Origin of the sequence: Clostridium moniliforme (assembly GCF_017873235.1) — a bacterium.
Lineage (GTDB): Bacteria > Bacillota > Clostridia > Clostridiales > Clostridiaceae > Clostridium > Clostridium moniliforme.
Window position 1 is genome coordinate 38,528 of sequence record NZ_JAGGJZ010000008.1, and the last position, 24,542, is coordinate 63,069.

Annotated in this window: 18 protein-coding genes, 1 tRNA gene, 1 pseudogene and 4 riboswitches; of the genes and pseudogenes, 4 read left to right on the plus strand and 16 right to left on the minus strand. The window is 25.7% G+C overall.

Going from position 1 to position 24,542, the window contains the following annotated elements; genetic code table 11:
• Positions 1-430: 430 nt before the first annotated feature.
• A complete protein-coding gene (locus tag J2Z53_RS10845) occupies positions 431-1,381 on the minus strand; it encodes a hypothetical protein (protein ID WP_209797510.1) in 951 nt (316 codons plus the stop codon).
• Positions 1,382-1,492: 111 nt separating this feature from the next.
• On the opposite strand from J2Z53_RS10845, the pseudogene J2Z53_RS10850 reads away from it, so the two are divergent.
• A pseudogene (locus tag J2Z53_RS10850) lies at positions 1,493-1,876 on the plus strand (site-specific integrase); the annotation flags it as partial.
• A 94-nt stretch (positions 1,877-1,970) separates the two neighbouring features.
• Here the strand turns inward: J2Z53_RS10850 and J2Z53_RS10855 are convergent.
• The 3 genes from J2Z53_RS10855 to J2Z53_RS10865 all read right to left on the minus strand — a co-directional run bounded on the left by J2Z53_RS10855 (position 1,971) and on the right by J2Z53_RS10865 (position 5,186).
• A tRNA-Arg gene (locus tag J2Z53_RS10855) sits at positions 1,971-2,045 on the minus strand.
• 100 nt (positions 2,046-2,145) lie between these two features.
• On the minus strand, positions 2,146-4,512 hold the full coding sequence (locus J2Z53_RS10860) for a cation-translocating P-type ATPase (RefSeq protein ID WP_209797511.1): 2,367 nt from the start codon (positions 4,510-4,512) through the stop codon (positions 2,146-2,148).
• 110 nt (positions 4,513-4,622) lie between these two features.
• Entirely contained in the window at positions 4,623-5,186 is a 564-nt protein-coding gene (locus tag J2Z53_RS10865) for an alpha/beta hydrolase family protein (protein ID WP_209797512.1), read from the minus strand.
• A 159-nt stretch (positions 5,187-5,345) separates the two neighbouring features.
• Between J2Z53_RS10865 and J2Z53_RS10870 the strand changes: the two genes are divergently transcribed.
• The 3 genes from J2Z53_RS10870 (at position 5,346) to J2Z53_RS10880 (ending at position 8,319) form a co-directional block, all read left to right on the plus strand.
• Entirely contained in the window at positions 5,346-6,074 is a 729-nt protein-coding gene (locus J2Z53_RS10870) for a lysophospholipid acyltransferase family protein (protein ID WP_209797513.1), read from the plus strand.
• A gap of 145 nt (positions 6,075-6,219) precedes the next feature.
• Positions 6,220-6,963, plus strand: coding sequence for a hypothetical protein (locus tag J2Z53_RS10875; protein ID WP_209797514.1), 744 nt, complete (start codon positions 6,220-6,222; stop codon positions 6,961-6,963).
• A 507-nt stretch (positions 6,964-7,470) separates the two neighbouring features.
• The gene (locus J2Z53_RS10880) at positions 7,471-8,319 is read left to right on the plus strand and encodes a DMT family transporter (RefSeq protein WP_209797540.1); all 849 of its coding nucleotides are present in this window, start codon (positions 7,471-7,473) and stop codon (positions 8,317-8,319) included.
• Positions 8,320-8,374: 55 nt separating this feature from the next.
• Here the strand turns inward: J2Z53_RS10880 and J2Z53_RS10885 are convergent, their stop codons facing one another.
• The 12 genes from J2Z53_RS10885 to J2Z53_RS10940 form a co-directional block, all read right to left on the minus strand.
• Positions 8,375-9,877: a YfcC family protein gene (locus J2Z53_RS10885; RefSeq protein WP_209797515.1), complete on the minus strand. Its 1,503-nt coding sequence runs from the start codon at positions 9,875-9,877 to the stop codon at positions 8,375-8,377.
• A gap of 310 nt (positions 9,878-10,187) precedes the next feature.
• A complete protein-coding gene (locus J2Z53_RS10890; protein WP_209797516.1) occupies positions 10,188-11,600 on the minus strand; it encodes an NAD(P)/FAD-dependent oxidoreductase in 1,413 nt (470 codons plus the stop codon).
• Positions 11,601-11,968: 368 nt separating this feature from the next.
• Positions 11,969-12,451 (minus strand): mannose/fructose/sorbose PTS transporter subunit IIB, encoded by a 483-nt coding sequence (locus tag J2Z53_RS10895; RefSeq protein ID WP_209797517.1) that lies wholly within the window; start codon positions 12,449-12,451, stop codon positions 11,969-11,971.
• Between the two features lie 236 nt (positions 12,452-12,687).
• Positions 12,688-15,477, minus strand: a complete 2,790-nt coding sequence (locus J2Z53_RS10900) for a sigma 54-interacting transcriptional regulator (RefSeq protein WP_209797518.1) — start codon at positions 15,475-15,477, stop codon at positions 12,688-12,690.
• 189 nt (positions 15,478-15,666) lie between these two features.
• Positions 15,667-16,002: a DUF190 domain-containing protein gene (locus tag J2Z53_RS10905; RefSeq protein ID WP_209797519.1), complete on the minus strand. Its 336-nt coding sequence runs from the start codon at positions 16,000-16,002 to the stop codon at positions 15,667-15,669.
• Positions 16,003-16,033: 31 nt separating this feature from the next.
• Positions 16,034-16,420 carry a fluoride efflux transporter CrcB gene (crcB, locus tag J2Z53_RS10910; RefSeq protein ID WP_209797520.1) on the minus strand — a complete coding sequence of 129 codons (387 nt, stop codon included), beginning with the start codon at positions 16,418-16,420 and terminating at the stop codon, positions 16,034-16,036.
• A 68-nt stretch (positions 16,421-16,488) separates the two neighbouring features.
• Positions 16,489-16,549: riboswitch (Fluoride riboswitch) on the minus strand.
• 96 nt (positions 16,550-16,645) lie between these two features.
• Positions 16,646-18,940: a vWA domain-containing protein gene (locus tag J2Z53_RS10915; RefSeq protein WP_209797521.1), complete on the minus strand. Its 2,295-nt coding sequence runs from the start codon at positions 18,938-18,940 to the stop codon at positions 16,646-16,648.
• 73 nt (positions 18,941-19,013) lie between these two features.
• Positions 19,014-19,691 carry a hypothetical protein gene (locus J2Z53_RS10920; protein ID WP_209797522.1) on the minus strand — a complete coding sequence of 226 codons (678 nt, stop codon included), beginning with the start codon at positions 19,689-19,691 and terminating at the stop codon, positions 19,014-19,016.
• A gap of 26 nt (positions 19,692-19,717) precedes the next feature.
• On the minus strand, positions 19,718-20,491 hold the full coding sequence (locus J2Z53_RS10925; RefSeq protein WP_209797523.1) for a BsaA family SipW-dependent biofilm matrix protein: 774 nt from the start codon (positions 20,489-20,491) through the stop codon (positions 19,718-19,720).
• A complete protein-coding gene (locus J2Z53_RS10930) occupies positions 20,472-21,032 on the minus strand; it encodes a signal peptidase I (RefSeq protein ID WP_209797524.1) in 561 nt (186 codons plus the stop codon). Before J2Z53_RS10930 ends, J2Z53_RS10925 begins: the two co-directional genes overlap by 20 nt.
• 15 nt (positions 21,033-21,047) lie before the next feature.
• Positions 21,048-21,656 carry a hypothetical protein gene (locus tag J2Z53_RS10935; RefSeq protein ID WP_209797525.1) on the minus strand — a complete coding sequence of 203 codons (609 nt, stop codon included), beginning with the start codon at positions 21,654-21,656 and terminating at the stop codon, positions 21,048-21,050.
• A 60-nt stretch (positions 21,657-21,716) separates the two neighbouring features.
• Positions 21,717-21,801, minus strand: a riboswitch (cyclic di-GMP riboswitch).
• Between the two features lie 66 nt (positions 21,802-21,867).
• A riboswitch (cyclic di-GMP riboswitch) is annotated at positions 21,868-21,953 on the minus strand.
• 140 nt (positions 21,954-22,093) lie between these two features.
• Entirely contained in the window at positions 22,094-24,331 is a 2,238-nt protein-coding gene (locus tag J2Z53_RS10940) for a vWA domain-containing protein (protein ID WP_209797526.1), read from the minus strand.
• Between the two features lie 83 nt (positions 24,332-24,414).
• A riboswitch (cyclic di-GMP riboswitch) is annotated at positions 24,415-24,503 on the minus strand.
• Between the last annotated feature and the right edge of the window lie 39 nt (positions 24,504-24,542).

Consider the following 24,542-nt stretch of genomic DNA (forward strand, 5'->3'; position numbering starts at 1 on the left):
TATATTTATTTTTAATCAACTCTAAACTAGATGATTCCAAATCACTCACTTATTTGTATTCATCTATATATAAATAAGAGGATAAGAACTTTAATCTTATCCTTTTACATATGATTAATTCATATCAATACCTAAATCTATGTTTCTTAATACTCTTTCAAAGGTTATATCTTTTCTATACCTTCTATTGTTACTTGTTACATATCTAAAACATAATATAGCTTTAATATTTCCTCTTTATTTAAGGTATTATATCATAACACCATCTAACTCTTCTCTTAATTCATTGGTATATAAACTTTCTTCTATTTAAAACAATTATATTTACTCTTGTTTCATAACTCATCCTATATACTAACGGTACTTAAAATATTATTTTCTATTTATTTTTACTATATCAGTTTACTTAAGAAATATCTAAATTATTTTATTAAATTAAATAAATATCAATATTCGTTTTTTTTAATTCTTTAAAAGTTTTCTTTATTTTCTTTTTATCTCCTAACCAAGCTATATCCTTATAATATTCAAAATCTAATTTAGCAACATTTAACTTAGCATAAAATATTATTTTTATTTTCAAATATCTTTTTATATCATTATCAATATTTAAAAACTTCAATCTTATAAATAAATTTTCATATAATACATATACCTTTAAAATATATGTAGGTAATATCATACTTATTGTTAATATAATATTATCTATAAATCCAAAAATATTATCAAACTCAAATAATGATTTTGGTTGACCTATTAAATCAGATATAAGCCATATACTCCATATTATTCCTATAATAATAAAAATCTTATTAAGAAAATTTAATATTACTGCTTTATCCATTTCTTTTCCTAGCTCTATTACAACTTTAATCATTCCCAAAAACAAAATAATTATTCCTATTGTAAATTCTATCCAATAATTAAAAATGTATGTACTTTGAATAAAATCTAAAATAATTGTTATTTTAAAAGAACCTAGTAATATATTTTTAAAATAATTTTTTAAATTATATTTATCTATTTCAACAACTTTAAATGCAATAAAAATTCCTGATGAAATAAACCAAAATAATGTATTTTTTATTAATCCATAATCCCATATTCCTATTATCTTAAGTAAATAACAAATAAATATTGTCCAAATAAATAATATAATTGTAATTCCAAAAATCTTTTTACAGAAAAAAGCCTTCAATAAACTTTTAAAACTTTCTTTTAGATTTTTCCTATCATTACTTTTAATTATTATAAATATAATTCCTAATAAAATTATTGTTAAATATGCTAATTCTCTATTATTCAAAGAATTTTGATCCATTATATACCTAATATTTTCATTACTACCTAAATTATTGAATAAGCTATCTATTTTATTCATATTTTTTAGAACCTACTCCTTGTAACAAAACTTGTTTATAATATCAAAATTATATATAAATATTTTATCATTTAACCACATTATTGTTTAATCTATATATTTATCTTTTAAGATAATTTAAAGACTAATGGAAGTGAAAGAACTATATCTATACCTAATATACTACTTAATGAATTTAAAGCTCATAGAGGAAGTTCTGATGAATTTATCATATTAAATAGAGAAGGTGAGCTGTGTAATCCTAGAAATTTATCTATGGATTTTACTAAAAAAGTTCAAAAGTATAAAGAGCTACCACAAATAACTATCCATGGTTTAAGACATACTCATGCTACTTTATTAATATTAAATGGTGAAAACATTAAGATTGTTTCAGATAGGTTAGGTCATAAAGATGTTACTACAACATTAAATACCTATACTCATGTTATGAAAGAAATGAAGGATAATACTGCTGAATTATTAGATAATTTATTTAGCAAAAATGGCGACTAAAATCTCAATAAAAACTTTTTGGCGAGTGATTGGCGAGTTTTAGGCAAAATAAAATGACTTAAACCTTATGGTTAAGCCATTCTTTAAACATATGTGGCACCCCTAACAGGAATCGAACCTGTATCTATCCCTTAGGAGGGGATTGTTCTATCCATTAGACCATAGGGGCGTATATTTAAAATTTTAATCTAATAATATGAATATGTCAATTGTTAAAGTAAACTTTTTCTTTATAAAATAACAAGAGTGGAAAACCCACTCTTATTATTCTATTGCTCCACATTTTTTTTAATTCTAATTACACTTACAAGTGTAGCAAGTATTGGGACTGATAATGCAATTGCTCCAGCTGATAATAACCATTGCATTGGAGATAATTTAGTTAAAGTAAATATTAATCGTCCTATTGGTGTAATAAATCCTAAAGATACAATCAACATCATTAAAATAACTAATCCAATTTTAAATGGTGTAATTGGAAGTGCAACTTTAAATAATATTACCATACTAACTCCAGCAAGCATTAATACTGATAGTGTTCTTGATGTTTCTAAGGATGTACCATAGTTATTTGATATAACAAAGGTTGCTGAAACAAAGATAGCTATTAAAACGCCATTTGGAATGCTAGCAGTTAATATCCTTCCAAGGAATCCTTTTTTTACTCTTTCACTATTAGGCAACATAGCTAAGAATAAAGCTGGTATACCTATAGCACAACTTCCAATTAATGAAAGTTGTATAGGTTGTATTGGAAATGGAAGTAATAATATTGAAAAAACTACTGCAAGTATTATTGAATAAGTTGTTTTAGTTAAAAACAACTGTGCAACTCTTTCTAAGTTATTTATTTGTTGTCTTCCTTCTGCAACTACCTTTGGTAATGCACTAAAGTTTGATTTCATAAGAACCAATTGTGACACTGCCTTAGCTGCATCTGAACCATTTGCCATAGCAATTCCACAATCTGCTTCTTTAAGGGCTAAAACATCATTTACACCATCACCAGTCATAGCAACTGTATGATCATTTTCTTGAAGTGCAATTACAAGTGCTTTCTTTTGATGAGGAGTTACTCTACCAAATACACTATATTTTTCAACTTCTTTTCTAAGCTCTTCCATTTCTTCTGGAAGTTCTCTTGCATCTATATAATTTTCTGCTCCTAAAACTCCTGCTCTTTTAGCAACTGCTGATACTGTCACAGGATTATCTCCTGATATTACTTTTACACTTACTCCTTCATCCTTAAAGAATTTTAAAGTTTTTGGTGCATCTTTTCTTATTATATCCTCAATTAATACTAAAGCTACTTTTTCTATTTCTTTGAGTTTTTCTCCTCTTAAAGAATTAAGTTTAGATTTAGCAAGTATAAGAACTCTTCTTCCTTTTCTTGCTTCTTCTTCAACCTTACATTTAATTTCTAAATATTTATTTCCCATTACTATTTCAGGTGCTCCAAATATCCATGTACCTTTATCTTTAGTAACAATTCCACCCCATTTTCTTTTTGATGAAAATGGAACCTTTTCTATTATTTCAAGATTCGAATCTTCTTTATATCTATCTAATACAGCTTGCTGTGTTGGATTTTTACTTGGAAGATTATGAGCTATTGATGCTAAAACAGCATCAATTTCACTATTTTCATATGATGATAAATTTACAACATCAATAAGTTTTAAAGCTCCTTCTGTTATTGTTCCTGTCTTATCTAAGCATAAAACGTCAACTCTTGCTAAAACTTCAGTTGCTGAGAGTTCTTGAACTAATGTATCGTATTTAGATAATTTAATTATTGCTACAATAAATGTTGCACTTGTTAAAAGAACTAATCCTTCTGGTACCATACCAATTATTCCTGATACAGTTCCAATTACAGCATCTTGCCAACTAGCTTTTATAAACTTAAGTTGAGTTGTTGCAAGGATTATTCCAATTGGAACTATTAATATAAGTAAAACTTTAAGTATTTTATTTAATGAATTTTGTAATTCAGAATTTGTAATTTTAAACTTTCTAGCTTCATCAGCTAATCTTGAAGAATATGTATTAGCACCAACTTTAGTAACTCTCATATATCCTTCTCCAGCAACTACAAAGCTTCCTGATAAAAGACTATCATTATTCTTTTTATGAATAGGATCTGCTTCTCCTGTTAGCATAGATTCATCAATTTCTATTTCATTTCCTTCACTTAACACTCCATCAGCTAAAATTTGATCTCCTGATTTAATATAAATAATATCATCTTTTACGATTTCTTCTATTCCTATTTTCTTTAAAACTCTATTTCTAACTACATTACAATTTGCTTCACTAATTACTGAAAGTTTCTCTATTATATTTTTAGCTTTTACTTCTTGTATAACCCCAATTAAACTATTTACAATGATTACTCCAGCAAATATTGCATTTTTAGGTGATCCTGCAATTATTACTGCTACTGCAAGAACAAGATTTAGTGCATTAAACATTGTAAAAAAGTTAGATCTTAAAATCTGAAGAAAAGTCTTTGACGGAGCCTTTGGAATTTTATTAACTTCACCTAATAAAACTCTCTCTTTTACTTGTTCTTCGGTTAATCCAATTATTTTATTAATTATAATTCTATCTTGATCTTCTCTGCATTCCATTAAATAACTCCTTTACTAAGTTATATCGTTATATTTAATAGTTTAATTGACTAATCTTAATTTACTCTTAATTTTTTTGAAAATATATATTAAATTTATTTTATTATATATTAGTATATTAATTCATTTAATGACTTAATTATTTGTCTACTACATTTTTCTATATTTTCATTACAGTAATATTCTTTTAATTTGTTTATTTCTCTTATATTTTTGCATATAAATAATTCAGCTTTCTCATTATCTTTTATTTTATCATAAAATTCTTTAGCAGACCTTTCTCCTTCATTGATTCCGCTAATGATCCAACTATTTATATCTTTATTTATAGAAATTATATCTTTACCTAATTTATTTGCATTTAAATTTGAATGAAATAATGTTTTTACTATATAAACATTAAATCCTCTTTCTGCAACTTTAGCCATTATAGGAATATAATAATTTTCATCTATATTATTTTGAGGATAAAATATATATCCAACTAAAGCATCTCTTTCTCTTGGCTTTATAACTATACTATTATTAAGGTTATTAACAGCAACTAATCTTTTATCCACAAATTTTTCTACATAATCTCTATTAACTTGTGAATAGTTTATACCTGAATAAATAAATATTCCTAAAAATATACTAATAATACTAATATAAATAGGTATCAAAATTTTTCTCATAATATTTCACCCCTATCTTTATTAAATATTATTTCCAAAATAGGTCATTTTTTATTACTACACTTTAATAGTTAAAAATTTCTTTAGTTCTTTTAAATTTCTAAGATATATAATATACTTTCCTTATAAGATTTTTAAAGTATGGAAAGGATTGGTATTATGTTAAGAACCTTAATTTTTTATCCTGGAATAATACTTAGCTTAATAATTTCGCCTATTGGTTTAATAAAAGTTAAATACCTAGAGCATAAGGGAAGAACTAAAGATAGAACTATAGCAATTTATAAAATAACTCATAACTGGGCAAAATTTGTTATTTGGCTTAGTGGTGCTAGGGTAAAAGTATTTGGGAAAGAAAACATTCCTAAAGATGAAGCTGTATTATTTGTAGGAAATCATCAAAGTAACTTTGATATACCACTTATATTAAGCACTATTGATGAACCTAAAGGATTTATAGCTAAAAAGGAATTAGAAAAATGGCCTTTAATAAGCATGTGGATGAAATATATAAATTGTGTTTTTATGGATAGAAGCAATATAAGAAAGTCTGCAGAAGCTATAGTAAAAGGAATTCAAACACTTAAATCAGGTTACTCAATGGTAATCTTTCCTGAGGGAACTAGAAGTAAAGGAAAACCAGTTGCAGAATTTAAGGCTGGAAGTTTTAAACTTGCTTTAAAATCAAAAGTAAAAATAATTCCAGTTACAATTAATGGCTCATATAAACTTCTAGAAGCTAATGGAGGCAAGATTAAAGCCTCTAATATTGAAATCTATATCCATGAACCTATTGATGTAACTAAGCTTTCAAAAGAAGAAATAGTTAATCTACATAACACAGTTAGAAATATAGTAGTTTCAAAGTTACCAAAAGAACAACAGTAAAACAAAAAGAAGGACAATCCCTTCTTTTTTGTTTATATAATTAAAATAATATCATTTTAATTAATATCTTTTTACCTTTTAGTAATTTTATTTTTACTGATAATAATTTATACTAAAGAAAAGAACTATATGGAGGATTAAGTATATGAAAAAATTACTTATAGGAATTATTATTTTAGGAAATATATTTACATTTGCTGGTTGTGGAAATAATTCATCAAAAAATATTGAAGCAAACAGCCAGCCACAACAATCTACAACTCAACAAGATTCTTCAACTAGTGGAATAGATAAAAATAAAACTGATAATGAAGTTGTAAAACCTAATGATGCAGACATTAATAAAGATACCATTGAAAATAAAGATTCAAAAAGTACAAAAGATACAAAAGATACTGAGGTATCAAAAAAGGAAATTAACGATACAAAAATAACTAAGACTCCAAGTAAAAACACTATAGTTGAAAATAGGGTAAAAGATAAAATAAAAGAACATAATCAAAAGCCTATAATTAAAAATAATTCTATTTCAAAGTATTATGGAACATGGCGTATAGAAAAGGTTATTGGCCAAACTAAAGTAAACTCAAACAATAGATCTCCTTTAGGTAAAACATTAGTAATTGGAAAGAATCTTTATTCTAATAATTCCTTTAATATTCAAATAGAAAACCCTAAATATTTAATTACAAAAATATCTGAAAAAGACTTTTGTAGGGGATATAATATTAATTCATTAAAGGGAACTGGATTAAATGAAGGAACCGTTACAGCCTTAGATATAACTAGTGATAGTAATCCTAATAGTGAGTTTGACGAGTTATATATCCAAGATGGATATCTTATATACTTACAAGAAGGTGTATTCTTCAAATGTACTAGAGGATAAATTATAAAATATCTTTTATTAATATGAGCCTATTAAAAAATTAAACTTAAAGAGAATAATTTTTATAAAAATAGATTAGAACAGTTAATTGTTCTAATCTATTTTTTGTAATAAATATAAATATATTACATATTTATATTTATTTAGATTAATTTGTTTTATTTTTCATATTTATATTTTTTTGTAATTAAGGTTAAAGTAAGTTAATATCAATATAAAAAGTTTTTAATAATTCTTATTTTACTTATTATTACATTTATTCTATTATATTCATATATTGATTATGCCTATTTCTTTATTTCTTAAATATTAAAAATCTATTCTTTGCAATTATTTTTTTAATTTTAATGTATAAATACTTATAACCTTAACTTTTTTTAGTTATTGCTGTACAATATATAAGTTAGTCTTAATAATTAAATTACTTTTTAGGACTTTTTAAAGGAATTTTTATTTATTTTAACTCAAATTTATACTATATAGGAGGATTTCACTTTGTCTAATTTAATGAACCACAAGAAAAAAGCTATATTTTTTATGATATTAGCTTCATTTTTCTTCACTACTATGAACATGTTTGGTAAGTTGGCCTCTGGTGTTACAGCTTATCAAAAAACATTTATAACAAATGCTGTAGCAACACTTATTCTTTGTATAATAATTTTTAAAAAGAAAGGTTCTTTCTTTGGTCATAAAGGAACTAGAATACTTTTACTTATAAGAGGAATAACAGGAACCTTTTCAATTGGTGCATTTTACTTCTCATTAGATTATTTAATATTACCTGATGCAACTATGATAAATAAATTAGCACCTTTTTTTGCAGTTATACTATCATTTTTAATTTTAAAAGAAAAAATTACAGGTAAACAGCTATTATTTCTTTTTATAGCCTTTGCAGGAAGTGTATTTATAATAAAACCGCACTTTAATGCTTCAATTATTCCATCTTTAGTTGGTGTATTTGCAGCTTTTTGTGCAGGACTTGCTTATACTATGATTAGATTGCTTGGAGATAAGGAAGAATTTTTTACAATAATACTTTCTTTTACTGGAGTTGCAACAATTGTCTGCTTTCCTTTTATGTTCATTAACACTTCTGGACTTACAAAAGAAAATATACTTTATATGATCTTTGCTGGACTTTCCTTTATTATAGGACAAGTATTTCTAACATTGGCTTATAGAAATGCTCCAGCCTCTGAAATATCAATGTTTGACTATGTAGGCTTAATAATAGCTGCAGTTTATGGATTTATGTTATTTAACGAAATTCCTGATGTATTATCAATTATAGGATATTTAATTATTATAGTAGCCTCATTCTTAAATATAATAGCTAAAAAGCCATCTTAAAACAAAAAAACACCCTTATAAAGTTTATAAGGGTGTTTTTTTATATATTTATGTTTTAAAAATGTATTTGTATTAATAATAATACTGCTGCAAAAATTGCTATATAAACCATAATTTTCATAATAAATTTAAGCCATTTATCATAAGTAACATCTACCATGGCAAGGGTTGCTAATATAAGTCCTGTTGGAGTTATAAATGATATTAATCCTTGACCAAATTGATATGCACTTATTATTACATCTCTTGGTAATCCAACTGTATCTGCAAGTGGTGCCATAATTGGAATAGAAAGTACAGCTAGACCTGAAGATGATGGAATAAAGAATCCTAATACAATAAATATTAAAAGCATTAAAATTATAAATACAGAACCATTAAGTCCTTGTACCATTCCTGAGAATGAATGAAGTATTGTATCTGATATTTCTCCATTATCTAATATTAAATTTATAGATCTTGCAACACCAATTATTAAAGCAACACCTATAAGGTCTCCTGCTCCAGCAATAAATGTGTCAACAAATTTCTTTTCTCCTAATTTTGAAAGTACTCCAAGAATTATACCTACTACTAAGAATAAAGCTGTCATCTCAGTAAATGACCATTGCATAGCTGCAACTCCATAAATCATAATAATGAAACTTAATGCAAAAATTATAAGCATTAATTTTAATCTAATTGTAAATTCAGGAGCTTTATTTTCTTCAAGAAATCTCTCTTCAATCTCTTGTTTTTGATCATATATAAGTGATTGTGAAGGATCTTTCTTAACCTTATTAGCATACTTTACTATATAAACAATTGTTATAATTGTTGCTAGTACTAATCCTATAAATCTAAAGGATAATCCTTCTGTAAAGTTTATACCAGCAGCATTAGATGCTATAACTGATGAAAATGGATTTACAGTTGAGAACATTGTACCTATTGAAGATCCCATATATATACTAGCAATACAAACTAAAGCATCATAACCTGCTGCTAAGAATATAGGAATTAATATAGGATACAGAGCTATAGTTTCCTCTGCCATACCAAATGTAGTTCCACCAATAGATATTAGTGTAGTTAATAAAATTATTAATATATATTCCTTACCTTTTGTAGCTCTTGAAAGACTTGCAATTCCTGCATTAAATGCTCCTGATGCATTTAATACTCCAATTACACCTCCAATTACAAATATAAACATTATAATATCTATTGTGTCATATGTTCCTTCAATTGGTGCTTGAACAATTTCTTTTAATCCTTGTGGTTTTTGTTCAACCTTTTCGTATGTTTCTGGGATAGCTAATGGTTTTTTTATACTTCCATCTTCAAATTTTTCTAGCTTTATTTTTATTCCAAGCTTGTCCAAAACTTGTTGTGTTGCCTTTTCTTGTGTTGTCTCTCCTTTTGGTGTCGTTATAACAAAAGTTTTTTCATCTTCATTATAAGCTAACTTAGAATATGAACCAGCTGGAATTACATAAGTTAATATAGCTGCTAATATTAGTACTATAAATAAAACTGTAAACGCTGATGGAAAGCCAATTTTCTTTTTCTTTGACATTCTCCTTCCCCCTTTTGTTTGTTAATTTTTTGAAAATTTTTTATTTTCTATCATTATAACATAATATACCTATGAAATCATTACCATGTAAATATTTTATTTAAAATTTTATCACTATATTTATAATATAGTTACAGTTAAAGAATGTCTTATTATTAAAAAGCCTTAAAAATATGATTATTATTAAAAAAATTATAAATATCAATATATTTATTAATTAATATATCATATAAAAATTATCTTTTTTATATGATTTATCTTTTTAATAAAAATTATAAAAAATAAGGTGGATTTAAATCCACCTTATTTTTTATTGCTTATTATTTTTAGATAGTTTTTCTCCCATCATTACTCCCATAGCAGAAGCCATCATAAGTCCTCTAGTCCATCCACTAGAATCCCCTAAACAAAATAACCCCTTAATGTTTGTTTCAAAATTATTATCTATTATAACTTTGTTGCTATAAAATTTTATTTCTGGTCCATAAAGAAGAGTTTCTTCACTAGCAAATCCAGGTACAACCGTATTTAATGATTCAATAAAATTAATTATATTAGTCATTGTTCTATAAGGTATAGCTGATGTTAAATCTCCTGCAACAGCATCAGGCAAAGTATATTTTACGTTGGATCTATTTAGTTCCTTTTGCCATGTTCTTTTACCTGATAATATATCTCCATATCTTTGAACTAATATACTTCCATTACCAAGCATATTTACAAGTTCCGCAACCTTTTTACCATATTCTATTGGCTGATTAAAAGGTTCCTCAAAGTTATGCGAACTAAGTATAGCAAGATTTGTATTATTTGATTTTCTATCTTTATAAGAATGTCCATTAACTATTGCCATATTATTATCATAATTTTCTTGTGATACAAACCCACCAGGATTTTGACAAAAAGTTCTTACCTTATCCCTAAAAGGTGCTGGATATCCTATAAGCTTTGACTCATATAATACTTTATTTATCTCTTCCATAATTTCATTTCTAAGTTCAACACGTACCCCAATATCAACAGTTCCAGCTTTATGGTCTATATTATGCTTTATACACATATCACTAAGCCAATCTGCTCCCTTTCTTCCGGTAGCAACAATGACTTTATCACATAATATATTTTCTGAATTACATTTAGTTGCTGAATCTGTTACTTTTACACCCTTTACCTTTCCAGATTCTATAATTAAATCTTCTACTAGTGTATCAAATTTTATTTTTATACCATTCTGTAATAAATAGTCTTGAATTTTTAAATAAATATCTTGAGCCTTTTCCGTTCCTAAATGTCTTATAGGACAATCTACAAGCTTTAAATTTCCTTCAATAGCTTTTCTTCTTATCTTTTTCAATCCCTCTGGATTATCAATTCCTTCAACTTTATTATCAGCCCCAAATTGAAGATATATTTTATCCGTATAATCTATGTATTTTTGAACTAAATCTCCCCCTATTAATTCTGGTAAATCTCCTCCAACTTCATGGTTAAGTGATAATTTACCATCTGAAAATGCTCCTGCTCCTGAGAATCCAGTTGTTATATGACAATATGGTTTACATGATACACATTTATTTGTCTTGACCTTTGGACAACATCTCTTATCAATGCTTTTACCTGCTTCTATTAATAAAATCTTTTTATTTGGTTCCCTTTTATTTAATTCTAAGGCAGTAAAAATTCCAGCTGGACCTGCTCCAACTATTATTACTTCATAATTCATAAAATATCTCTCCTTTTAAAACAGACGAATTAATATTAAATAACCATATAATTAAGAGCTTTTAATAGAAGCTCAGTAAAAAGCGCCTCTCTATACCAGAGATTTATATAGGTATTAATGTTCGTTTTTTTATATGTAATTACCTCTTACAATAAGATATTAATCTATTTAATTTTAAAAATCAAGTATTTTACGAATTTTATTTTATATTTTTATATTATTATACGTATTATTTTAAAGTAAAGCCTAATAAATATGAAAATTCTTATATAATTTTTATTATACTTCTAAAAATGAAAATAATATAAAATTGACAATATTCATTGATTAAATTTTATCTCTGATTATTGTCAATTTTATAAGTTAATTTATAGTTTTTTTAATAAAGGCATTATGTCTTTTTTGGAATCTGAAGCTACCTTTCTTATTTCTAATTCAATTCCTTTACTGTATAATTTATTAAATGAATCTATATCTTCTTCATTAACTGATATAGCATTTGTTATTTGCTTCTTACCTCTTTTAAATGACATTCCTCCTATATTTACACTTTTAATATCAACACCTTCATCTACCATTTTCAATACATCTTTTGGATTTGTGAAAAGCAGTAATACCTTATCATTTTCATATTTAAGATTATTATATACCTTAATTGCCTTATCAACTGAAACAATATGAGCTTTTACTCCTGGTGGTGCAACTTGTTTTAATAATATCTTTCTAATTTCATCATTAGCTACATCATCATTACAAACTATTATTCTTTTACATCCTGTTGCTTTACTCCAAACTGTTGCAACTTGCCCATGTATTAATCTATCATCTATTCTTGCTAAAACTATTTCCATTATAAATGTTCCTCCTTAGTGTTTCTTTTGTTCTTTGACTTTTTCAATATTATCTATATTATCTATAGCAATTTTTATGCTAAAACTGTGTATCAAAAATACAAAAAAATGCACAATCCTTATATGTCCTAATTTTATAGGTATACAAAAATTGTGCAAAAATTTATTTAATACACTATTTTTCTTCTTTGATACTATTATTATAAAATATCAATATAATTTATACATTTTTGATACTACAATAATACAATTTCTGTAAGATAATATGTCTCATCTTCATTTAGCTGTAAATTTATTGATTCTTTAAATATAATTAAAGCATTCTTTATTTTATTTAAAACTACAGGTTCAAATTTACTAGTATCATCAGTATACTTTAACTCATCATTAATTAAAACTCTTTCCAATGCACAAGCTGTATGAAGTGCTATTCTAAGTTTCATTGAATTTGTGAATTGTCTATTTAAGCTATTTTCTAATATATCTATAAATTCCAATAATAAATTTAATACCTTGTCTGGATTTAAATAAGTCATTGTTTCTTTTAAACTATCGTAAAGAAGACTACTTAAAACAATATCATCACGGCCATCATCTTTTGATACAATACTTTCTCCTCTAAATATATTCTCAATAATTTTTTCTCCAGTTCCTGATATTAGACTTTCAAGAGATATAAAAGGTATATTCATTTTTGGATCTATAACTCCAACAACAGCTAGTACTTTCTTTTTATTTTCTATTTCTTTTATTTTTTTCTTGCAATCTTTTATACCAATTGGTATTACATCTATATTATCTTTTGAAATAGTATTTACTACATCTTCAACAAGTTCCTTAAGTTTTATTGCTGCTCCTTTTCCACTTGAACAAATTGTAACTATTGCACCCTTTACATAATTATCTTCTTTACTATTTGAGTTAACACTATATCCTTTAAACTCTTTTAAATATTGATAAAGTCCATCCAAATCAACATCATTTAAAGAAGATTTTCTAGCTGCTTCTAATACAGTTGGGGTTGATACCATGTCTAATGTTCGCATTTTAATTCCTGTTTTATCATAAATTAAATTTCCAAAAGTATTTAATGATCCCATATCAACAAGAAGCAATACACCCTTACCTCTATCTACCTCAATTACCTTTTCCTTAACAATTTCTAATGTATCCTTTGGACTAATTTCAAGTGGCATATCAACTGCTATTATATTGTCACTATCGAATAATTTTACTGCAACATTTACCATACTACTTGCTGTACTACTTCCATGGGCTGCAACTATAACTCCTATTTTCCCATTAGAATCTGTTTCTTCTATTGATGTTAAAAGTAATGTTATATATGTAACTTCCCCTTTTGGAATATTTGTATTAAAATATTTTTCTGCCATTTTACATATTTCTTCAGCCAATTTGTATTCCTTTGGATGTTCTGTTATTACAGCTTCCATTTGTTCATAATCCGGTTCTATATTTTTATTTAATCTATTAAAAAAAGCACTCATGTGAAGACTTATAGCATATAAAAATCTATCATTATACTTTCTTCCAAGTCTTTCTTCTGCTAAGTCCTTTACTTTTTCTGAAAAATCCAAAATATTTTCATCTACAATCTTAAGTAATCCTTCTCTTGAATACTTATCACCTTTTAGCTTATCATAGAAACATTTTATATGAACTGTTATATCCGTTGTAATAAATTTATTTATAGCCTCTTCATCCATTCCTTCTTCTCTTAAAACAGATGCCTTATCTTCTATAATTTTATATAAATTAAATGGCGGCTCATAACTTCCTCCAGTTTCAAGTAAAGTTACGTTTCTCACAGGATTTATTACAAGCTCATTTGGAACTAAATTTACAATCTCTTCTTTTTCCTTAATTTTTGAACTTATGCTTATAAGTCCACTTTGTATATTATTAGGCATCATCTTTAAATTAATATCAATATATCCAGCTCCATTAATACTATTTAAAAATCCCTTTGCACAAAGAAGTTGTATGTTTGATTTTAATTGTCCTATATTACCAAAGCTGGTACTACCAATAAGAGCTTTTATAGCCTCAGATGATATCTTTATTGGTTTATTTACTCTAACTGCCTCATTATGCAATAAATGCTTTATAATATCAATTTTATCTTCAACAGATCTTTCTTCAAAACTTGGAATCCTAATTGTTATTGGAATTCTTCTTACAAATGTTTTTAAAAGAGTTGAAGATGGTTCCTCTGTTGTAGCTCCAATAATTAATACGTTTGCTTTTCTCTTTCTTTCAGTTTCACCAAGTTTGTTATATGTTCCTGTATCCATGAAATAAAATACCATTTCTTGACCTTCTGGTGGTAACCTATGAATCTCATCTAAGAATAATATACCGCCATTAGCCTTCTCAACAATACCTTCTTTCTCTGTATCGGCTCCTGTAAAAGCACCTTTTACATGTCCAAATATATGTGATAATAATAATTGTGGATTATTATAATAATCTGCACAATTAAATACAACAAATGGAGCATCATCTTTAAGTCTTCCAATATGTTTTGCATAACTACACATTATATTTGCAAATAAACTCTTACCAACACCAGTTGGACCTACAATTAAAGTATGTAGTCCACTAGGAGGATACATTATAGCTGCCTTTGCTTGTTCTATTTGTGTTTTTAAGCTAGTTTCTGATCCTATAAGATAATCAAAAGGGCATTTTTTTTCCTCTTCATGCTTATTATCTTCAATTAAAGAATTTATGTCGTCTATTTCTATAACATTTTCAGGAAGTCTAACATTAAATAATTTTTGAAATATTTCTTTATCAAAATATTTAACTGGTCTTGATTTAATTTTTACTACTTTTCCATCTCTACAAAGCTGATTTAATTCCTTACTTACATTATTTCTCAATATATTAAGCTTATCCCCTATTTCTTGTGCGCTTACACCTAGGTTTTCTTCCAGATTATCTTTTGTATATCCTAAGCAAATATCACTTAGATAATTATATATTTTTTCTATCCTCTTCAAGTATAATCCGCCTTTCTTATAATAAAACTTACACTTAAATCGATTGTAAGCCTTATCAATATCAAGTTTCAATTCAAATATCATTTATGAATGATATTTTACTGTTTATTAATAAATTATACTTATATTATATTAAGTTTCAATACAAAAATAGAATTAATACAGTTTTTTGTATTAATTCTATTTATTTTATTTATCTTCAAATGTAATTACTTCTACATTATCTATAATCGCTATCTTTCCACTACCTATTATAGGAGATACTATTTCAATAATATCTTTTACCTTACTTTCAAATGCAACTATTTCTATTACTATAGGAAGCTTTCTTGCTAATACCTCTAAAAAGTCTGAGTGTATTTTTTTACCCTCTCCAAATCCTTCTATACCTCTAATTATTGTAGCTCCTGAAATACCATCTTTTTTTAATCTATCAATTATAACAGTATAAAGTGGTTCTCCTTTATATTTATCATCACCATCAATAAATATTTTTATTAATTTTCCTTTATTTATAGTTTTCATAATTATATCTCACCTCCAATTTAATATTGTATTAAACTAATAATTTTGCAAAGGCCATTCCAATAATTACTCCAATAAAACTTAATATAACATTTAAACCTAAATTAACAACACCAATTATGTATTCTCCTGCATTTAACATACTAACTGTTTCATATGAAAATGTTGAGAAAGTTGTTAGTCCACCCATCATTCCTGTTGTTAAAAATAACTTTGTATTTGGAGATATCATTACTGTATCTAAGCTTAATCTCATAACAAATCCTATAATAATTGCACCTATAATGTTAGCTATTAATGTTCCATAGGGAAAATCTGCCCCAAATAATTTTGCTGCATTTATTGATATTAAATATCTTAAGGCTGCCCCTATAAATCCTCCACATCCAACTATTAAGATTAACTGAAATTTTTGCACTATATCACCTCAAATCTTCTTTAAATAAAAAAGCCAATGATTACCTACAAAGATACACCATTCCCATAATCTCTGTAGGAGTCATTAGCTTTTAAGCGGTTAGAGGTTAACTCCATAACCTATTATATTCAATATATATTCTTATTATATTTCTTAAACTTAATTGTTACAATTAAGTTTCTGTTAATAATATTTTAATATAGACTTTTTAATATATTTGTATTTTCAGGCTTTATTAGTAACAAATTTATTTTCTATAGTTTCTGAATCATTATAATAATTACTAGATTTCTTTTTATTTGTTATTTCTATATTTATATTTAAGTTATCTTTATTTACTACTATTATTGGATCATTTTTATATTTGCTACTATATTCACTTTCATGAGCTGCATCTGTTATTACAAATTCTAAACTGTCTTTATTTACTTCTTTTCCATTTATTTTTATACCTTGTAAAGCATATCCTTGAGATGCTATTTCATTTAATTTATAAACGCCTCTTGTTACATTATTTATTGTAAATGGAGTATTTTCTTTTATAGACATATTCCAAGATTGATCTAAAATTCCTCCTGAAATATTAAAAGTAAATTTATCTTTTTTAGTATTAGCTTGATTGTCATCCCCTACTACTTTTTTAACTACTGTTATTGTTGGTTTTAATACAGTTATATTGCTTGTTTTATTTAAATTTTTATCTAGTTCATTATAAAGTTGATTATTATTTAATGAATCATTTGTTATTTTTAAATTAAACTTATCATTATCTTTCATATAAAATGGAGTCTCATAATTTTCTATTGATTTATCTTGTGGATTAAATATTCTATTTCCATAATTAGGTACATTGATTTTTTCTCCTGTTCCTTCATCTGTCCATGTATAAGTGTATCCGCTATCTGGTCCATATTTTATATTTATATTATTTATTAAGTCTTTTAAGTTTACTTTATCTCCATATATTACTGTTTTATCATTTAAATCCATACTGCATTCATTAGGTACATTTATTGTTGGAATGTTAAACTTTTGTCCCAACTTACTGTTATCTGAATTAACTTCATCGGTATATGTTACATCTGCATATTCATTTCCTGGGACATTATTTCCTCCAAAATATTCATTATTAGCTTTAAAAGTAAATTTATAATTAGATTGCTTAGCTCCTATAACTTGATTGCTCCAATAAACCTCTAAACAATACTTTCCTTTTATTATTTCACCATTTACATCTCTTGCAGGTACTAAATCTAATTTATATCCTGGTGTTAAATTGCTTAACCCATAGTCTTCTGCTTTAAGTTGTGTACCCTTTGGTGGAGGAGTTACATTTGGAATTAAATTATATGGTATTATATCTCTTATAACCGCATCAGTAGTTAGAGAATTAAACTTTATAATATTATTAGCTAGATTATCATAAATACTTTTAATTTGATTTGGATCATTTGCAAATATCAAGTCATTTCCATCCGAACTTACTTTTGAATTGTAATTTTGAATATATTTTAAAAATGACTCTGTTTCTTCTTGAAACCTTACTGAATCACGACTCTTAAAACCTACTGAAATAAACTTTACATTTGGATACTGTTCTCTCAATATATTAAATTTATCTTCTACATTAATTATTGAATTATATATATCTCCATCTCCAAATTTTTGTCCTGGCAAAATATTAGGTAGTCCATCAGTAAAAAATATTACATATTTTTTTCTACCATCATTTTTTACTTTATCTAATGTATTTCCTAACATATTCATAGCACTCATTGTATCTGTTCCACCAACTGCTTTCAAATTTGAAATAGCATTATATATATCGCTATATTTATTTGTAAATGGTTGAATTAATTTAGCATCCTTATTACTTGCTCTTTTATAAATTTGAATATAGTATCCATCACCTAAATGATATAAACGAAATTTAATATTTCCAAATAAATTTTCTAATTCTATTTTTTCTCTCCTATTTTTATAAATAAGTTTTACTTCATCATCATCAATTTCAACTTCATGATAATTACCATTTTTATCTTTTACATAATATGACTCATTAATATACTTAACCTCAATATATTGATTTGTGCTAAATGCAATAACACCAATTGATGTGTTTGAAGAATCATTATCTAATATATTTTTAGAAAACTGTTTTGTTGCTGTCTTTAACGCTTCAAAAGGGCTAATATCATAACCACCTACGCCTTTTCTCATACTTCCTGATTTATCTAGAACTAATATTATGTCTTGACCTTCTCTTTTTTCCATACTACTAGGTTTTGCACTAATACTTAAATTTACATTATAACTTCTGTCATTTAATTGTTCTTTTGAATTATTTTTATAAACTGTATTAACAGTTTTATTTAAATTTAATAATGGTTCACTATTATAATTATAAACATTAGAGTTCTCATAACCAATACTAGCACTATAAGTTACTCTTTCCTGAAATAATACTATAAAAACACACAACACCAATAAAAAAGATACCTTTTTTATTATATTCCTCAAACTATACACCCCCTTACTTATATACAATAGTATAAAGTTTTTAAAAAGAGTGTCATTTAACTGACACTCTTTATTATATATTTTTTTTGATTTTATTTTTATTTAAAAGGATAAGTATTATTATACATGAAATTATACTAATTAGATAAATATAAAATCTGAAATTATCTCCTGTTTTAGGATTAAACATATTGTTATTAAAAATTTCTTGTCCATTATTTGAATTTCCTCTGACATTTCCTGAATAAACAATATTAGAATAAAAATCAAATCTATTAAATGTTTCAATATTAGCAAAAGAATTGTCTAAATCTTTTGATACATCTATATAAACTTCAAAATTCTTTTGAGTATCTGGATAAACTGTTCCTATTAACATAATATCCTTCATACTATTTGCATTTGCAGGTCCATTATAAATAGTCTTACCATCATAAACTATCTTCATATTTATATATTTTAATAATTCTAAAGACTTACCAGTTAATCCTTCTTTAGATGATGCTTTAAAATAAATGTTATATGGATAGTTGTGACTATTTTTTATAATAATTTTTTTGAAATAATGTTCTCCTGGAAAAATCTCTTCCATATCTATGGAATAATATCTATTTTTATCTAAATTCAATGTCATATTACCAGATTTATCATTGGCATTTAATGTATCTGCATTAGCCCTTATTGGAATGCCTACTAAAACCAAGGAAAATATAGATAATATAACTAAACTCCTTTTAATAAAACTCTTCATAATACTTATCCTTTATTAAATGTTTTTTATTTTGCTACTGGTTTTTGTGAAGCTAATGGTTTTTGTGAAGCTAATGGTTTTTGTGAAGCTAATGGTGTTTGTGCATCTGAATGTTGTTCCCCGTTAACTGTGCTTCCACTTGTTTCTTTAGTTGCATTTTCAGTGGATACATTTGTTGTTTGAATTTTAGTTAAAGCTGATACTATATTTTCAGGTAATTTTTTATCTTTATTCCATGCATCTTCCCATGCGCCATTTGTTGCTTGAATTGCATCTGATGTTACATTAACAGTTAATCCTCTATCTTGATACTTACTTGTTAAATTGAATTTTTCATTTAACATTACACTATTTAACAATTGAGTTGTAGAAGCTTCAGGGGCAACTAATTGAGTGTAATAATAATATCCATCTGCTGAATTGTAAATCCAAGATCCTTTATCATCTTTTGGAGCAGCAGTAACTACATTAGTTGTACCTAATGTTACAGCATCTTTTGCACTTTCTTGTGGGTCATTTCCTTTTGCATCCCATTCTGGGTCTAATTTAACTCTTATAATTGCTGGTGATTTTCCTAGGTTTTTAACTGTTACTTCTTTTTGTACTTTTACACCTGGTTGCATATTTGTAGCTTCTGGTGAATTAGGATTGAAATGCTCAATGATGTCTGTCTTTACTGAACCAGTTGTGAAATGGTTTGGTACGCTTTGATGGAATTGGAACCATGCTAATGATCCTCCAACTAATATTGCAGCTACCGCCATTGATGCTACTAATAACTTAATTTTTTTCTTTTTCATTATGTTTTCCTCCATTTTCTTTTTCATTTTTATCTATTGTAAAAAATTTTTTTAACAATGTTATCAATATTAATGTTCCAAGAGTTAATAGTATAACTAAAGGCCAATTATCTTGTATAAAGGTTATTGCAATTCCAATACGAGGTACTGAAAATACTAATTTACCAACAATATTCTTAGAACTTGATGTCATTGGGTCAACACTTTCATTTGCATCTCCCTTAGTTAAAAACTGTACATTCTTTCCTTTTTCAACTTTATAAATTCTATGTGTGAAAAGATTACCAGTTTGCGCTCCTTTAAATGTAACTATGTCTCCTTTTTTAAGAGTATCTGCATTAACTTTTTTAACTACTATTAATGATCCAGGATTTATGGTTGGTGCCATACTACCTGTCTTTACTACATACATACTATATCCACCAATTGATGGCATTTCGTGCAATCTAGTACTTTTAACAAAAAATATTGAAAAAATTATAATTGCTCCTATTAAAATATAAACTACTATGTCAAAAATAATATTAAAAACTTTTTTCATATTTCACCTTTTCATCTAATTACTTTGAGGCAATTTATCTATTCCCCACAATTCTTTTAGCGGATTTGAACCTTTAGGATATTCAGGGCTTATCTGTATACTTTCTGTGATAACATCAATTTCAAAGTTATCTTTATTGTAATCACTTGGTAAATCCTTACTTAATGTAACAGACTCTAAAAGATTATCTGTTGTATCACCATCTTCCCCTTTTTTTGCTAAAGGTTTTTTATAATAATAAAAATCTCCAACATGTACCCAATTTGATGGCTTCTTTAGATTTAATGTTGCTGTATTTTCAGGTTTTCCATCTTTACCTGTTATCACAAAAGGCTTACCATCCTTCCAAAAAGGTATAATTTTTACTCTTACATATATAGGTAAATTACCTGTATTTTTTACCCATACTTGTTTTTTTACAGTTACTCCCTTATTCCATCCAGTAGGATCAAAATTTTCATGTGTTTTATATGCTGTTTGTAAATGATTTGCTTTATTTTGAGTAAAAGTAAGCCAAGCATAAGTTCCTAAAGTACTGCCTAAAATTAATATACTTAAAGCAAGGATTGAAACAATATATATTTTTTTTCTTTTTTTCTTTAACTTTATTGTTCTTTTTAACATATATAAACTCCTTAGCTTAAAATCTTTTAATTTTAATAAAAAAAGCTAATTTATATTTTCATATAAATTAGCCGGTTGCATCACTGACTCAATTTATTTCAAGATGCCCAAATAAGAAATAAATATCATAGTCTCTAATAAATTATTTATTTTGAATATTAATAAAATAACCTAATTTTTTAAATAAAAAAAGGCTAATTTATATTTTTACATATAAATTAGCCGGTTGCATCACTAACTCCATCTACTTCAAGATGCCCAAGTTAAGAAATAGACTTCTAAGTTTCTAATTTTAAAATTTTAATCTTAAATTATGGTCTAATTATATCATAAATATTATTTTTTTCAATAATTTCCTTATTTATTATATAATTTGTCATAATTTTAAACTTTTTTACTTTATATAATTTATTCAATTAAATAAATTATAGTTTATTTTAAAATTTATTTTTAATAGTTTCTGTATCATTATAATAAATACTCTTATTAAGCTTTTTATTTAAAATTTCTATCTGTATATTATAATTATCATCACTTATGGAAAATGTTGGCTTATTTAAACTTATTTCTTTTCCATTTACTTTTATACTTTCCAACTTATATCCTTGTGCCTCAATCTCAGAAAGTGTATAAGTTCCTTTTGTTAAATTAGTTAAAGTAAATGGCTTATTTTCATTTACATCTAAATTCCATGTATTATTATTTCCTGTAACTTTAAATGAAAAAACATTATTACTATCACCTTCACCATCTACTTTTTTTATTATTGTAACTTTAGGATTTATAACCTTAATATTCACACTATCCTTTAAGTCGAGTTTGGATGTTCCATCCTTATCATATTTGTTTTCTTTAATAATCTCTAAAGTAAATGTTGTATCTTCTGTTAATGTTATACTGTCATCACCTTTTGAATTTTTGTCAAATGTATTTCCAACTTTTGCATTTTTCTTTTGATTGTTTAAAGTAATACTATGTCCATGGTTATCACTCCAAATATATGTATAACCATCTTCTGGCCCATATTTAATGTTTAAATACTTTATTAAATCTTTTAACTTAATTTTATCTCCATAATAATAAGTTTTATTGCTTGATAAATCTAAACTAGCATCATTTGGAACAGATACATGTGGAACATTAAATGTTTGCTCATGTTTAGAATTATCTAAATTATAAGTATAACTTATAGTAGCATTAGTATTAGTGTTCATATCCTTGCTATTAGTAATATCTAACTTTGGATTTTCTGTAACGTTCTTTTCACTTATTAAATTTTCTGTTCCAAAGTTAGTATCCTTTGCTTTTATTTTAAAAGTATAAGTCATATTCTCCTTTCCTATTTCTTGTTTGCTCCATGTTATTGTATTATTCTTTATAATTGCTCCCTTAGGTTCTTCACTACCATTTACTATTTCAAAACCATCTGGAACAGTATCTGTTATAATAGCATCCTCTGTTACATTATTAAGTATTTTGTTTGCTATTTCATCATAAATTCCCTGTATATCATTAGGATTTTTAATATAAATTACCCCATTACAACCTGGTTGAATTTTATCATTATAATTTTGTATACTTCTTAAGAAATTCTCTGGTCCATATGTTTCCCCATTAAAAGCTTCTGAATCCCTACTTTCAAATCCTAAAGATATAAAATTAACATCTTTGTTACTATTTTCTATATTTTTAAAAGTTTCAATTGTTTTATAAACATAATAATCATCAATATTTTTTATTTTTAAACTTTCTAATTGTTTTTTCTCTGCATCACTCATATTATTCCAATCGTAATCTGAAAAATCAACTAACATATTTGGCATTCCATCAGTAAATACTATAACATATCTTTCTCTGCCATCATTTCGGCTGACCTTTAACTGTTTTCTAACTTTATTTAATGCGCTTTGAGTATCAGTTCCTCCTCCAGCTTGTATAGTATCTATTTTAGAATCTATTAAATTGGAATTATTAGTAAATCCTTGTAAGAGACTACTATCTTCATCATTTCCCATAATTAAATAATAATTATCTGAATTATCTTCAGAATTAATAATTCTCTGTATTGAAACACCTTTCTTTTTATTTCCAATCATCATATATCCATAATAATTTTCATAATCTGTATATCCACTACTATTACTTGATAAATATTTATTTATATATATAGTTTGTATTTTACCTTTATAATTTACCTCTCCAGTATACAAAATACCATCATTATTTAAATATTTTATATTATTTATTTGTTTATATTCATTACTAAAAGTTATAAGTGATATTTGATTTTTAGAATTTTTTAATATTTTATTAGAAAAATTTTTAACTGAATCTTTTAAAGAATCTATAGGTTTTATACTTCCAGTTGCTGGTACTAACATACTTCCTGATGTATCTAAAACTAAAATAATATCCTTAGGTCTTGTATCCTTTAATGCTGCTGAACAGGCTCTTGCATTTAAACTAATTTTATAACTTCTATCATTTAACTGACTAGGTCTATTATTATTAACTGCCTGTGCTGATTTGTTTATTTCAAGAATATCATTATTAGATGTATTTACTTCCTTTCCATTTTGACTAGCTGCAAATACATTATAGTTTATACATGCAATTAAAAATATAATGCTTGTCAAAATAAGAAAACTATTTTTTATCTTTCTCTTACCTTTCATAGAGACCTCCTAATTTATTAATGAAACTTAATTTACATTATTAAATAGATTTTTACATAAAAAAAACTAACCTATATCTTAAAATATAAGTTAGTCGGTTGCATCATTAACTCCATCTATTTTTATTAGATGCCCAAATTAAAAAATAGACTTCTTAGTTCCTAACAAAATTATATATTCTTATTAAAATAAATTAGTTTTACTATTATGT

Excerpts from the sequence above, each read along its gene's own strand:
- J2Z53_RS10845 (WP_209797510.1), bottom strand. The coding sequence starts at position 1,381 with ATGAATAAAATAGATAGCTTATTCAATAATTTAGGTAGTAATGAAAAT.
- J2Z53_RS10860 (WP_209797511.1), bottom strand. The coding sequence starts at position 4,512 with ATGGAATGCAGAGAAGATCAAGATAGAATTATAATTAATAAAATAATT.
- J2Z53_RS10865 (WP_209797512.1), bottom strand. The coding sequence starts at position 5,186 with ATGAGAAAAATTTTGATACCTATTTATATTAGTATTATTAGTATATTT.
- J2Z53_RS10870 (WP_209797513.1), top strand. The coding sequence starts at position 5,346 with ATGTTAAGAACCTTAATTTTTTATCCTGGAATAATACTTAGCTTAATA.
- J2Z53_RS10875 (WP_209797514.1), top strand. The coding sequence starts at position 6,220 with ATGAAAAAATTACTTATAGGAATTATTATTTTAGGAAATATATTTACA.
- J2Z53_RS10880 (WP_209797540.1), top strand. The coding sequence starts at position 7,471 with ATGAACCACAAGAAAAAAGCTATATTTTTTATGATATTAGCTTCATTT.
- J2Z53_RS10885 (WP_209797515.1), bottom strand. The coding sequence starts at position 9,877 with ATGTCAAAGAAAAAGAAAATTGGCTTTCCATCAGCGTTTACAGTTTTA.
- J2Z53_RS10890 (WP_209797516.1), bottom strand. The coding sequence starts at position 11,600 with ATGAATTATGAAGTAATAATAGTTGGAGCAGGTCCAGCTGGAATTTTT.
- J2Z53_RS10895 (WP_209797517.1), bottom strand. The coding sequence starts at position 12,451 with ATGGAAATAGTTTTAGCAAGAATAGATGATAGATTAATACATGGGCAA.
- J2Z53_RS10905 (WP_209797519.1), bottom strand. The coding sequence starts at position 16,002 with ATGAAAACTATAAATAAAGGAAAATTAATAAAAATATTTATTGATGGT.
- J2Z53_RS10920 (WP_209797522.1), bottom strand. The coding sequence starts at position 19,691 with ATGAAGAGTTTTATTAAAAGGAGTTTAGTTATATTATCTATATTTTCC.
- J2Z53_RS10925 (WP_209797523.1), bottom strand. The coding sequence starts at position 20,491 with ATGAAAAAGAAAAAAATTAAGTTATTAGTAGCATCAATGGCGGTAGCT.
- J2Z53_RS10930 (WP_209797524.1), bottom strand. The coding sequence starts at position 21,032 with ATGAAAAAAGTTTTTAATATTATTTTTGACATAGTAGTTTATATTTTA.
- J2Z53_RS10935 (WP_209797525.1), bottom strand. The coding sequence starts at position 21,656 with ATGTTAAAAAGAACAATAAAGTTAAAGAAAAAAAGAAAAAAAATATAT.
- J2Z53_RS10940 (WP_209797526.1), bottom strand. The coding sequence starts at position 24,331 with ATGAAAGGTAAGAGAAAGATAAAAAATAGTTTTCTTATTTTGACAAGC.